The sequence below is a fragment of the Bradyrhizobium sp. NBAIM18 genome, from assembly GCF_020193825.1.
GTDB lineage: Bacteria > Pseudomonadota > Alphaproteobacteria > Rhizobiales > Xanthobacteraceae > Bradyrhizobium > Bradyrhizobium yuanmingense.
The window spans coordinates 39,289-52,027 of record NZ_JADYVO010000019.1 but is presented as its reverse complement, the minus strand read 5'-3'; the positions used below and the strand labels follow the sequence as shown (position 1 = coordinate 52,027).

Genomic DNA, 12,739 nt, shown 5'->3' with positions numbered 1-12,739 from the left:
TGTAGCCTGGATGGAGCGTAGCGCAATCCGGGCTACGGAAAACTGCCTCGGTATGACCGCCATGCTGTCGCCGCCCAGCATCCTTTTTCGGCTGGCGCCCCGCGCGCGCTGGGTTTAAGCCGATAGCATGAGCTCGAAAACCGACACCCCGCAGTCCTCGGCCGAGGCCCTGCGCTACCCCTGGGAACAGCATCCCGGCCCCGAACAGGTGGTCGAGGTGCGGCCCGGCGTGTTGTGGGCGCGGCTGAAGCTGCCGTTCCGCCTCAACCACGTGAACATCTACCTGCTCGCCGATGGCGACGGCTATGCGATGATCGATGCCGGCTTCGGCAACGAGGAGACGATCGAGGCCTGGACGAAGCTGTTCGATGGACCGCTGAAAGGCGTCAACATCACGCGCCTGATCGTCACCCACTCCCACCCGGATCATGTCGGTCTCGCCGGTTGGATCGTCGAGCGGTTCGGCTGCCCGCTGGTGATGTCGCAGGTCGAATATCTGCAATCGGTCTATCACCAGAACCGCGGCACCGAGGAGCGGCGCGAGGCGCAGCGGCTGTTCTTCCGCCGCCACGGCATGGACGAGTCGCTCACCGAAAAGCTGCTCGGCCGCGGCCAGGACTATCTGAAGCGCGTCTCGGTGCTGCCGCCGTCCTATCGCCGCATCTCGCATGGCGACGACGTCGTGATCGGCACGCGCCGCTTCAAGGTCATCACCGGCGGCGGCCACGCCCTCGACCAGGTGATGCTGTATTGCGCCGACGACAAGCTGTTCCTCTCCGCCGACCAGGTACTGAGCAAGATCTCGCCGAATGTCAGCGTCTGGGCGGTCGAGCCCGACCAGAACTCGCTCGGCGAATATCTGGCCTCGCTCGCCAGCCTGACCACGACGCTGCCCTATGACGTGCTGGTGCTGCCCGGCCATGGCGTGCCGTTCTACGGATTGAAGACCCGCATCAAGCAGCTCGCCGACCACCACGAAGAGCGCTGCCGATTGATCGCGGAAGCCTGCCGTGAGGTGCCGCAAACCTCGCGCGCCTTGGTGCCCGTCGTATTCAACAAGCACGTGCTGGACGAGCACCAGATGGGCTTTGCCGCCGGCGAGCTCGTCGCCCACGTCAACTACATGATCGTCGAGGGCCGCCTCACGCCCGAGACGCAGGACGGCGTGCTGCAGTTTCGGACGACGTGAGTTCTGTCGTCATGGCCGGGCTTGTCCCGGCCATCCACGTTCTTCCGCGCGAAAACAAGTTCGTGGATGCCCGGGACAAGCCCGGGCATGACGAGTTTGTGGAACGACCAGCACAATCACCTCACTTCATGTTCGCGATCGCGTGCAGCGCCGCGATGTAGCCGAACGGCCCGAGCCCGCAGATCACGCCGGTCGCCACGAACGAGATCTTGGAATGCCGGTGATATTCGTCACGGGCGTGGATGTTGGAGATGTGCACCTCCAGCACCGGGCCCTCGAACGTCTTGATCGCGTCCATGATCGAGACCGAGGTGAAGGAGAGACCGGCCGGATTGATCACGATGGCGTCGGCGTCCTGCCGCGCCGACTGGATCAGATCGACCAGCACGCCCTCGTGGTTGGACTGGTGGAAGGCGAGCTTGAGGCCGAGCCTGGCGGCCGCGTCCTCGCAGCTCGCGTTGACCTCCGCGAGCGTCGTCGTGCCGTAGATGTGCGGCTCGCGGATGCCGAGCATGTTGAGGTTGGGGCCGTTGAGGATCATCACGCGCTTCATGGAAGGGTCCTTTCGAGAGCCTGGTTGGGAAGGAAAGCGCGCGCCGGGCCGCGACGGAAGACCATAGGCTGGGGTTGAACGCTCGCCCCGCCAGATGGTGCAGAGCAGCATTATATGTCGCGCAGGATTGATCGGGATCAAACTGAGGCGCGCCGGATAGGGCATTTTGCCCAAATGCCCCACAGATCCAAATGTGGGATAGCGCATAGACATTGGAGCTGGAAAAGCTCTAAGTAGACGCGTCCCCTTGGTCAGGTTCCGTTGCAGGTTTGCCGATGGATTACGCCCAATTCTTCGATTCCGCCCTCGATCGTCTCCACACCGAGCGGCGTTATCGCGTGTTCGCCGACCTCGAACGCACGGCCGGCCGGTTCCCGCATGCGGTCTGGCACTCGCCCAAGGGCAAGCGCGACGTCGTGATCTGGTGCTCCAACGACTATCTCGGCATGGGCCAGCATCCGAAGGTGGTCGGCGCCATGGTCGAGACCGCCACGCGCGTCGGCACCGGCGCCGGCGGCACCCGCAACATCGCCGGCACGCATCATCCGCTGGTGCAGCTCGAAGCCGAGCTCGCCGATCTCCACGGCAAGGAAGCCGCGCTGCTGTTCACCTCGGGCTATGTCTCGAACCAGACCGGCATCCCGACCATCGCAAAGCTCATTCCGAACTGCCTGATCCTATCCGACGAGCTCAACCACAATTCGATGATCGAGGGCATCCGCCAGTCCGGCTGCGAGCGGATCGTGTTCCGCCACAACGACGTTGCGCATCTCGAAGAGCTGTTGAAAGCGGCCGGTCCCGATCGGCCGAAGCTGATCGTCTGCGAGAGTCTCTATTCCATGGACGGCGATGTCGCGCCGCTCGCGAGGATCTGCGATCTCGCCGAGAAATATGGCGCGATGACCTATGTCGACGAAGTCCACGCCGTCGGCATGTACGGCCCGCGCGGCGGCGGCATCGCCGAGCGCGACGGCGTGATGCATCGCATCGACATTCTCGAGGGCACGCTGGCCAAGGCGTTCGGCTGTCTCGGCGGCTACATCGCCGCCAACGGCCAGATCATCGACGCCGTGCGCTCCTATGCGCCGGGCTTCATCTTCACCACCGCGCTGCCGCCGGCGGTCTGCTCGGCCGCGACCGCCGCGATCAGGCACCTGAAGACGTCGAGCTGGGAGCGCGAGCGCCACCAGGACCGTGCCGCCCGCGTCAAGGCGATCCTCAATGCCGCCGGCCTGCCGGTGATGTCGAGCGACACACACATCGTACCGCTGTTCGTCGGCGATCCCGAGAAGTGCAAGCAGGCCTCCGACCTGCTGCTCGAACAGCACGGGATCTACATCCAGCCGATCAACTATCCGACCGTCGCCAAGCGCACCGAGCGCCTGCGCATCACGCCCTCGCCCTATCACGACGACGGCCTGATCGATCAGCTCGCCGAAGCGCTGCTGCAAGTGTGGGACCACCTCGGCCTGCCGCTGCGCGCGAAGTCGCTGGCCGCGGAGTAGGCCTCTCTTACCCTTCCCCTGGAGGGCAAGAGCGGGCGGACAGCTCGCCCCACCGCTTAACGACGCCTGCAGTTCCTGCCGCCACCCGGCATTTCGCTGTCGCTTGCGTCCGCTCAACGCGCTAGGTTTGCAAGGAGAATGAGCTCGGGCGCCGCCGGCGCCCAGGGAGAGAGCCCCCGACCCATGCTGCACGATTGGGGCGTGATCGCCGCCGCCTTCGGCTATATCGGCTTCCTGTTCCTGGTGGCGAGCCACGGCGACCGCCGCTCGCCGGCCGGTCGCGGCCGCGCCTCCGGGCTGATCTATCCGCTGTCGCTGGCGATCTACTGCACGTCCTGGACCTTCTTCGGGTCGGTCGGCTTCGCGACCCGCACCTCGACCGATTTCCTCGCGATCTATGTCGGCCCGATCCTGATGATCGGGTTGGGGGCCGGGGTGCTCCGACGCGTGATCCAGCTGGCGAAAGCCCACAACATCACCTCGATCGCCGATTTCATCGGGGCCCGCTACGGCAAGAGCCAGGCGGTGGCGGCGACCGTCGCCGCAATCGCGATCATCGGCTCGGTGCCCTATATCGCGCTCCAGCTCAAGGCGGTGGCTTCCTCGCTGGGCACAATCCTGAGCGAAGACCAGGCCTTCTCGCACATCCCGATCCTCGGCGACATGGCGCTGATGGTGACGCTGACGATGGCGGCCTTTGCTGTGCTGTTCGGCACGCGACAGACCGACGCGACCGAGCACCAGCACGGCCTGATGCTGGCAATCGCGACCGAGTCCATCATCAAGCTGGTCGCCTTCCTCGCCGCCGGCATCTTCGTCACCTTCTGGATGTTCTCGCCGCATGAATTGATCGAGCGCGCGATGAGGACGCCGGAAGCGGTGCGCGCCATCAATTATTCGCCGTCGATCGGCAACTTCCTGACCATGACGTTGCTGTCGCTGTGCGCGATCATGCTGCTGCCGCGCCAGTTTCACGTCAGCGTGGTGGAGAATTCCTCGGATGCCGAGGTCGGCCGCGCGCGCTGGCTGTTTCCGCTCTACCTCGTCGCCATCAACCTGTTCGTGATCCCGATCGCGCTCGCCGGCCTCGTGACCTTCCCGTTCGGCACGGCCGACCCTGATATGTACGTGCTGGCCCTGCCGATCGAGAGCGGCGCGAACCTGCTCAGCGTCGCCGTCTTCGTCGGCGGGCTGTCGGCGGCGACCGCCATGGTGATCGTCGAATGCGTCGCGCTCTCCATCATGGTCTCGAACGACCTCGTGGTGCCGCTGGTGCTGAAACGTCGGCCGGAGGGGCGCGCCGGCGGGGCCGATTTCAGCAACTTCCTGCTGCGCTCGCGCCGGCTCGCGATCTTCGCCATCATGGTGATGGCCTATTTCTACTATCGCGCGCTCGGCAGCACCCAACTCGCGGCGATCGGCCTGCTCTCCTTTGCCGCCATCGCCCAGCTCGCCCCGAGCTTCTTCGGCGGCCTGCTCTGGCGGCGCGCGACCGCGCGCGGGGCGATCGGCGGCATGCTGGTCGGGTTTGTGGTGTGGCTCTACACGCTGTTCATGCCGAGCTTCATGGATTCCTCGACTTCAGGCATCCTGCTGCTGCAGCATGGCCCGTTCGGCATCGAGGCGCTGCGGCCGCAGGCACTGTTCGGCGCCGACCTGCCGCCCCTGATGCACGGCGTGATCTGGTCGCTGTCCCTCAACATCCTGACCTATGTGCTGCTGTCGCTGGCACGCCGGCCATCCTCCATCGAGCTGCTGCAAGCCGATCTGTTCGTGCCCAATACGCTCGCACCGATCTCCCCGAGCTTCCGCCGCTGGCGCAGCACCGTCACCGTGCAGGACATCCAGACCACGGTGGCGCAATATCTCGGGCCCGACCGCGCACGGCACTCCTTCGAGGCCTTCTCGGCGCGGCGCAACGTGCGGCTGGAGCCCGGCGCGCCCGCCGATTTCGAGCTGCTGCAACACGCCGAGCATCTGATTGCCTCCTCGATCGGCGCGGCCTCCTCCCGCCTCGTGATGTCGCTGCTGCTGCGCAAGCGGACGGTCTCCGCCAAGGCCGCGCTGAAGCTGCTCGACGATTCGCACGCCGCGCTGCATTTCAACCGCGAGATCCTGCAGACCGCGCTCAACCATGTGCGCCAGGGCATCGCCGTGTTCGACGCCGATCTGCAACTGATCTGCTCCAACCGCCAGTTCGGCGACCTCCTCAATGTGCCGCTGCATTTGATCCAGTTCGGCACGCCCTTGCGCGAGATCCTGGAGTTCATCGGCCTCGGCGATCCGAACGATCCGCTCGAGCGCGAGGCCCTGCTGGAACGGCGCCTTGCGGCCTACACCACCGATAGCGAGCCTTATCTCGAGCGGCTGCCGGAACGCCACATGGTGATCGAAGTGCTCACCAACCGCATGCCCGGCGGGGGCTTCGTCATCACCTTCACCGACGTCACGCCGACCTTCGAAGCCGCCGAAGCGCTGGAGCGCGCCAATGCGACGCTGGAAAAGCGCGTGCGCGACCGTACCGAGGAGCTGACGCGGCTGAACTCCGAGCTGGCCATCGCCAAGAGCGCGGCGGAGGACGCCAGCATCTCCAAGACGCGTTTCCTCGCCGCCGCCAGCCACGACATCCTGCAGCCGCTGAACGCGGCGCGGCTCTACGTCACGAGCCTCGTCGAGCGCCAGCACAATGGCGAGGAGACGCGGCTGGTCGAGAACATCGACGAATCCTTGCAGGCGATCGAGGAAATCCTCGGCGCGCTGCTCGACATCTCCAGGCTCGACGCCGGCGCGATGGCGACCTCGATCTCGAGCTTCAAGATGGCCGATCTGATGCGCTCGCTGGAAATCGAGTTCGCGCCGATCGCGCGCGCCAAGGGCCTGGAGCTCGCCTTCGTGCCCTGCTCGCTGCCGGTCGAGTCGGACCGGCTCCTGCTGCGGCGCCTGCTCCAGAACCTGATCTCGAACGCGATCAAGTATACCCCGCGCGGCCGCGTGCTGGTCGGCTGCCGCCGCCGCGGCGCCTCGCTCAAGATCTGCGTCTACGACACCGGCGTCGGTATCCCCGCGGTCAAGCGCGGCGAGATCTTCAAGGAATTCCATCGCCTGGAGCAGGGGGCACGGATCGCGCGCGGTCTGGGCCTCGGCCTCTCGATCGTGGAACGCCTGGCCCGCGTGCTCAAGCACGGCATCGCGATCGACGGCAACCGAAGCGGCGGCTCGGTGTTCTCGGTGACCGTGCCGACAGCGAAGGCGGTCACCCACACCGCGGCCGTGACCAGCGCGACGCCGCTGGCGCGCACACCGATCTCGGGCGCGCTGATCGTCTGCATCGAGAACGATGCGGCGATCCTCGACGGCATGCGCACGCTGCTCAAGGCCTGGGATGCCGAGGTGATCGCGGTCGCCGATCCCGAAGGCGCGATCGCTGCGATCGAAGCCGCCGGCCGCCGCGTCACCGGCCTTCTGGTCGACTATCACCTCGATCGCGGCAACGGCATCGCCGCCATCCGGGAGATCCGCCGCCGTTTCGGCGATACCATCCCTGCGATCCTGATCACGGCCGACCGCAGCCCCGCCGTGCAGGTCGCCGCGCGTGACGAGAAGATCGCGGTGCTCAACAAGCCGGTGAAGCCGGCTTCGCTGCGTGCTCTGCTCGGGCAGTGGCGCACGCAGCAAATGGTGGCGGCGGAGTAGCCTCGCCGCAAAGCGACGCCAGGCCTTCGTGCCTCAAGGCGCGAGCCGCGTGAAGACATAGTCGCGGCTCTTGGCGCGGGCTTCGTGGCAGGCGAAGCAGGTGCGGTGCTGCGCCTCGTCCACCGGCTTGCCGTTGATGAAGCGGCCAAAGCCCCAGCCGCCGGTAGCCGCGTATTTCTTGGAATCCTTCACCATCACCTGGACCGTGGTGGCGGCGCCGGGAATCGTCGCGGACGCGAACTCCGGTGACTGCTTTCGCTTCCAGGCGCGCTTGACCAGGATGGTGCCGTCCGGGAACGGCAGTTTTCCGGCCTGATAGGCATCGATGGCGGTCTGGTTGCCGACAACAGCGCGCAGCTCGTCGAGCGGCGCGGCCTCTTCGGCCGGCGCGATCAGCTCCCACCGCTTATAGCCGGCTGGAATTGTGACGCCGAAGATCGGCGAGGCGTCCGCCGCGCTCTGTTCCGCTGGCCCTTCCGCGAAGGCGATCGTGACGAGGTAGGGCATGCAGGTCAGGAGCACGACGAGGACGACCACGCTCAGCACGATCATCGTGGTGTAGAGAGATTTCTTCTTTTCGGGTTCGGCTATCGTCATGATGTTTCATCGGGCTCGATCAATGATGCTGGACGGAGGTGCTGACGAATGCCTAGGCGCCGTCGGCGTCGATGACGGCCTTGGCGAAGGCTTGTGGCGCTTCCTGCGGCAGATTGTGGCCGACGCCGCCGGTGATCAGGCGAAACTCGTATCGGCCTGAGAACTTCTTGGCATAGGCGCTGGGATCGGGATGGGGCGCGCCGTTGGCATCGCCCTCCATCGTGATCGTCGGCACCTCGATCTGCGGAGCTGCGGCCAGCTTCTTTTCGAGAGGCTCGTATTTCGCCTCGCCCTGGGCAAGCCCGAGCCGCCAGCGGTAATTGTGGATCGTGATCGCGACGTGATCCCTGTTGTCGAGCGCCGCCGCGCTCCTGTTGAAGGTGGCGTCGTCGAACTTCCACTGCGGCGAGGCCAGCTTCCAGATCAGCTTGGCGAAATCGTGCGTGTACTTCTCGTATCCGGCCCGGCCGCGTTCGGTCGCGAAGTAAAACTGGTACCACCATTGCAGCTCCGCCTGCGGCGGCAACGGCGCGTTGCCGGCAGCCTGGCTCGAGATCAGATAGCCGCTGACCGCTACCAACGCGCGACAACGGTCCGGCCACAGCGCGGCGATGATGTCGGCGGTGCGTGCACCCCAGTCGAAGCCGGCGACGACGGCCTTCTTGATCTCGAGCTTGTCCATCAGCGCGATGATGTCCGCGGCCATGGCCACAGGCTCGCCGTTGCGCGGCGTCTCGCTGGAGAGGAAGTGCGTCGTGCCGTAGCCACGCAGGTATGGGATGATCACGCGATAGCCGGCCTTGGCCAGGAGCGGCGCGACCTCGACGAAGGCGTGAATGTCGTAGGGCCAGCCATGCAGCAGGATCGCCACCGGACCGTTCGAGGGACCCGCCTCGGCATAGCCGATATTGAGGACACCGGCTTCGATCTGCTTGATCGTGCCGAAGGACGCATTCGACCCTTGAGATCGCTGCGGTTCGGTCTCGGCACGAGCGAACGCGATCACGCCGATGCCGGCGGCGGCAGCTCCCGTGGCGATGCCGAGAAACTGGCGGCGGTGCTGATCGATGATCCGTTTCATGATGGTGTGACCTCGTCGTGGTTGATGATGGTGCGTCAGATCAGCGCGACCGTGACGTCGATGTTGCCGCGGACGGCCTTGGAGTAGGGGCAGGTTTGATGCGCTTCATCGATGATGCCGCGTGCGATCTCGGGGTCGAGTCCCGGCAGGCTGACATTGAGGCGCGCCCTCAGCGCGTAGGCGCCCTCGTCGAGCACCAGATCGATCTCCGCGTCGATCGCACTTTTCCTGGGAAGGGTCACCTTCTGCTTGCGCGCGGCGAGTTCCATGGCGCCTTCGAAGCAGGCCGACCAGCCGGCCGCAAACAATTGCTCGGGATTTGTGCCGATGCCGGCCCCGCCCGGCGGCGACAGCTTGACGTCTAGGCGACCGTCGGAACTGCGCGATATGCCGTCGTGCCGGCCTCCGCTGGTGTGGGTCCGGGCCGTGTAGAGCAGTTTTGCCGTTTGCGTCATGAAGAGCTCCTTGCCGTCGCGCAAACTGACTAGCAGCGACGCGCTCCGGAGACCCGTTTGGACTTGTGAGAAGTTGTGAGGCCGGCGCAGAAGCTGTTGTGAGGCCTGCAAACACGGTCTGAGGCCGATGCAACGCAGGCCTTGCGGGATGGCTGCCCTCTGGCTATCCGGTTCGCAAATGAGCAAGATTTCGCGATGACCACGCCGACCGGGCCAAGACTCTCGTTCGGACCATTCACCGTGGCGCCACTTGAAAGGCTCGTGACGCGCGACGCCGTCGCGGTGCCGCTGGGTGCGAAGGCCTTCGACGCACTGATCGCACTGATGTCGCGGCCGAACGAGGTCGTCAGCAAAAGGTATCTGATGGCGCTGGTGTGGCCCGGCATCACCGTCGAAGAGGCCAATCTGCGCTTTCACATCGCCGCTCTGCGCAAGGCGCTCGGCGACGGCAAGGACGGCGCGCGCTACATCACGACGCTCTCCGGGCGCGGCTATTGCTTCGTGGCGCCGATCTCGCACACGGAGCCTCCGGCGGCGCGGCGCTCGTCCCCGCCGATGGAATTGCCGCCGGTCAAGCTGCCGAATCGGCTGCAACGGATGGTCGGACGCGACCAGGCGGTCGCCACCATCTCCGACAAGCTTCTCACCTCGCGCTTCGTCACGATCGTCGGTCCGGGCGGCGTCGGCAAGACTGCCGTCGCGGTGGCGATCGCCCACGACCTGCTCGCGACGTTCTCCGACGCCGCGCATTTCGTCGACCTTGCCGCGCTCAGCGACCCCGATCTCGTGATCACCTCGATCCTGTTGATGCTCGGCTTGCCGGCCGAGACCGACGATCCCCTGCCCGCGCTGCTCGCGCATCTCCGGGACAAGCGGTTGCTGCTCATCCTCGACAATTGCGAGCATGTCATCGCCGCGGCGGCACCGCTGGCTTCGGCGATCTTCCACGCTGCGCCTGATGTCCACATCCTCGCCACCAGCCGCGAAGCCCTGCGCGTCGAGGGCGAGCAGGTCTATCGACTGGCGCCGCTCGCCGTACCGCCTGATAGTGCCGGGCTGAGTGCGGCGGCTGCACAGACCTATCCCGCGCTTCAGCTCTTCATCGAACGGGCGACCGCTGGCGGCGCGCAGATCGCGCTCGACGACACCAACGCCGCGACTATCGCGAGGATCTGCCGCAACCTCGACGGCATGGCCCTGGCGATCGAGCTCGCCGCCGGCCGGGTCGAAGCTTACGGCCTGGAGCAGACGGCCGCGCTGCTCGATGAGCGTCTCAATCTGCTCTGGCAGGGCCAGCGCACCGCGCCCCCGCGACAGAAGACGTTGCGGGCGACGCTGGACTGGAGCTACGGGCTGCTGTCCGACATCGAGCGCCTCGTCCTCCGCAGGTTGGCGGTCTTCGCAGGTCACTTCACCATCGACGCCGCCCTCGAGGTCGTCCCGGATAAACGTGCCGACCGCTCCCATTTGTTCGATGCCATCGACAGTCTCGTCGCCAAATCGATGGTCGCGCCGCGGCCGGTCGGCGCCATGATGCGCTACCGTCTGCTCGATACCACGCGCGCCTATCTGCTCGAGATCGAGCCGAACGACGCCGCGCTCGCCGCCCGCCACGCGACCTACTACCGGCGATGGCTGGAGCAGGCCGGCAGCACATGGGCGGCAACGCCGAACGCCGACGAACGGGCGATCCACTTCTCCGCGCTCCACAATGTGCGTGCCGCGCTGGACTGGTGCTTTGGCGCGGGCGGCGACGCCACCGCCGGCATTGCGCTCGCCGCCGCGGCAGCGCCGATCTTCCTCGCGATGTCCCTCTTGATCGAATGTCGGCGCTGGTCGGAACGGGCACTGCTTGCCATGACCCCGTCCGCGCGCGGCAGCGCCGATGAAATGCACATCCAGGCTGCCCTCGGGCTGACCCTGATGTTCACGCGCGGCGGCAGCGAGGCGGCGCGCGTGGCCTTGAGCAGGAGCCTTGCGATCGCGGAGGCGCGCGGCGACGTGCCGAACCAGCTCCAGCTGCTCGGCCGCATGCACATCTTCCACGAACGGATGGGGCAGTTCCATGCCGCGCTTGGTTATGCGCAGCAGAGCCTTGCGGTCGCGCAGCCGCTCGGCGATCCGGGCTCGATCGTCCTCGCCCATTCGTTGCTCGGGGTCTCGCTGCATCTGGCCGGCGAGCACCGCGACGCGCTCAAGATGCTAGAGGTCGCATGGCAAGGGCCGGGCGCCGAACGAATCAGCACCATCCATGGCTTCGATCATCGCAACCGGGCCGGCATCACGCTGGCGCGCGAACTCTGGTTGCAGGGCCGGCCCGCGGACGCGCGGCAGCTGGCGCAACAGACGGTGACTGAAGCCGCGCAGATGGAGCATCCGATCACGCTGTGCATCGCGTTGATCTGGGCGGTCTCGATCTCGCTCTGGGACGGCGATCTCGACGGCGCCGAGCAGAGCATCGACCAATTCATCGCGCATGCCGAATCTCGCTCGATGGGTCCCTATCTCGTGGTGGGCCGCGGCGTGAAAGGCGAACTGGCGATCCGTCGGGGAGACGCCGCGCAAGGCGTCGATACGATCTTCGCTTGCCTACGTGATCTCCACGAGGCCGGCTACGAACTACTCACCACGACCTTCAACATCGCGCTGGTTCAAGGCTTGTTGGCGCTTGGACAGGTCGAGCAGAGTGCGCGCCTGATCGACGATGCGATCCGCCTCGTCGATCAGAGCGGCGATCATCTCTACATGCCCGAATTGCTGCGGATGAAAGGCAGAGTTCTGTTGTCGCTGCCGGAGCCCGACGCCGAGCAGGCAGAAGCCCACTTCATGCAATCCCTGGATCTCAGCCGCCGGCAAGGCGCCACGGCCTGGGAGCTGCGCGCTGCGATCGATCTCGCCGGGCTGTTTGCCGGACGCGGGCAGCGCGACGAGGCGAAGCGATGGCTCCAATCGCCGCTCGAGGGCTTTGCCGAGGGCGCCGATACGGCGGATATCAAAGCGGCCAGCGTGCTTCTGACCACGCTGTAGCGGATCACCCCGTCGGCGTACCCTGCTTCGTCGCTGCGCTCCTCGCAATGACGGCGCAAGGTGAACCGTTATCGACCTCAAACCAGCGTCTCGACTCGCAGACATGGCTTCGCCTTCTCGCGGCGCGTTTCGCCCGAGTTTTGCGCTTCGCGTCACGCCCTCCTGGAGAAAGGGCGCAGGGAAGGCCGGGTGCTGGCTCGCACCCGCGGTCCGCTGCGCGAAATGCACACGCAGAAGGAACCGCACAGCAGCATACAGGTGAAGCCGAACACACGGCCTTCCCTGCGCGATGGTCGGACGGCTTATGCCGCGCTCTCCCGGGAGCCGAGTTCCCTCTGGCCTCCCTCGCCCTCACGAAAGTCACCGACACCGCGCCGGTTGGCGCAGATGCCGCATCCGCAAGCGCTTGACCGTAGCAACGACGGCCAGGACCACACGGTTTTGCCGTTACGCGAACGGCGCCGTTCGTACAACGCGGCTTGCGAGGCGCTCACGGGGCTCGGCTCAATCCATCACCCCGCCCTGCGTCCCACATCCGCGACGGCGCCAAAGCGTCCACCGCAGCCCGATCCGCGGCTCGTGACGACGTACGACCGCCCCTTTCGCCGGATCAGGGTGAGCCAGGATTTACGCTGAATC

The 12,739-nt window shown here is 66.1% G+C and carries 8 protein-coding genes; 4 read left to right on the top strand and 4 right to left on the bottom strand.

Going from position 1 to position 12,739, the window contains the following annotated elements:
• The first annotated feature begins 127 nt into the window (after nt 1-127).
• The gene (locus I6F17_RS29720; protein WP_128265932.1) at nt 128-1,189 is read left to right on the top strand and encodes an MBL fold metallo-hydrolase; all 1,062 of its coding nucleotides are present in this window, start codon (nt 128-130) and stop codon (nt 1,187-1,189) included.
• Nucleotides 1,190-1,310: 121 nt separating this feature from the next.
• On the opposite strand, the gene aroQ is transcribed toward I6F17_RS29720, so the two are convergent.
• The gene (gene aroQ / locus I6F17_RS29715; RefSeq protein ID WP_036040241.1) at nt 1,311-1,742 is read right to left on the bottom strand and encodes a type II 3-dehydroquinate dehydratase; all 432 of its coding nucleotides are present in this window, start codon (nt 1,740-1,742) and stop codon (nt 1,311-1,313) included.
• Between the two features lie 275 nt (nt 1,743-2,017).
• Between aroQ and hemA the strand changes: the two genes are divergently transcribed.
• Together hemA and I6F17_RS29705 are read left to right on the top strand one after the other, a co-directional pair.
• Nucleotides 2,018-3,247 carry a 5-aminolevulinate synthase gene (gene hemA, locus I6F17_RS29710; protein WP_225126874.1) on the top strand — a complete coding sequence of 410 codons (1,230 nt, stop codon included), beginning with the start codon at nt 2,018-2,020 and terminating at the stop codon, nt 3,245-3,247.
• Between the two features lie 183 nt (nt 3,248-3,430).
• The gene (locus tag I6F17_RS29705) at nt 3,431-6,940 is read left to right on the top strand and encodes a hybrid sensor histidine kinase/response regulator (RefSeq protein ID WP_036040237.1); all 3,510 of its coding nucleotides are present in this window, start codon (nt 3,431-3,433) and stop codon (nt 6,938-6,940) included.
• A gap of 33 nt (nt 6,941-6,973) precedes the next feature.
• Here the strand turns inward: I6F17_RS29705 and I6F17_RS29700 are convergent, their stop codons facing one another.
• The 3 genes from I6F17_RS29700 to I6F17_RS29690 are packed head-to-tail and all read right to left on the bottom strand — an operon-like array spanning nt 6,974 to nt 9,073.
• Entirely contained in the window at nt 6,974-7,537 is a 564-nt protein-coding gene (locus tag I6F17_RS29700; RefSeq protein ID WP_225126872.1) for a cytochrome P460 family protein, read from the bottom strand.
• Between the two features lie 52 nt (nt 7,538-7,589).
• A complete protein-coding gene (locus tag I6F17_RS29695) occupies nt 7,590-8,618 on the bottom strand; it encodes an alpha/beta hydrolase (protein WP_035996654.1) in 1,029 nt (342 codons plus the stop codon).
• A gap of 35 nt (nt 8,619-8,653) precedes the next feature.
• On the bottom strand, nt 8,654-9,073 hold the full coding sequence (locus tag I6F17_RS29690) for an organic hydroperoxide resistance protein (RefSeq protein ID WP_035996651.1): 420 nt from the start codon (nt 9,071-9,073) through the stop codon (nt 8,654-8,656).
• A gap of 195 nt (nt 9,074-9,268) precedes the next feature.
• Here I6F17_RS29690 and I6F17_RS29685 point away from each other — a divergent pair, with 195 nt between their 5' ends.
• Nucleotides 9,269-12,100 (top strand): winged helix-turn-helix domain-containing protein, encoded by a 2,832-nt coding sequence (locus I6F17_RS29685; protein WP_225126870.1) that lies wholly within the window; start codon nt 9,269-9,271, stop codon nt 12,098-12,100.
• Nucleotides 12,101-12,739: the final 639 nt, after the last annotated feature.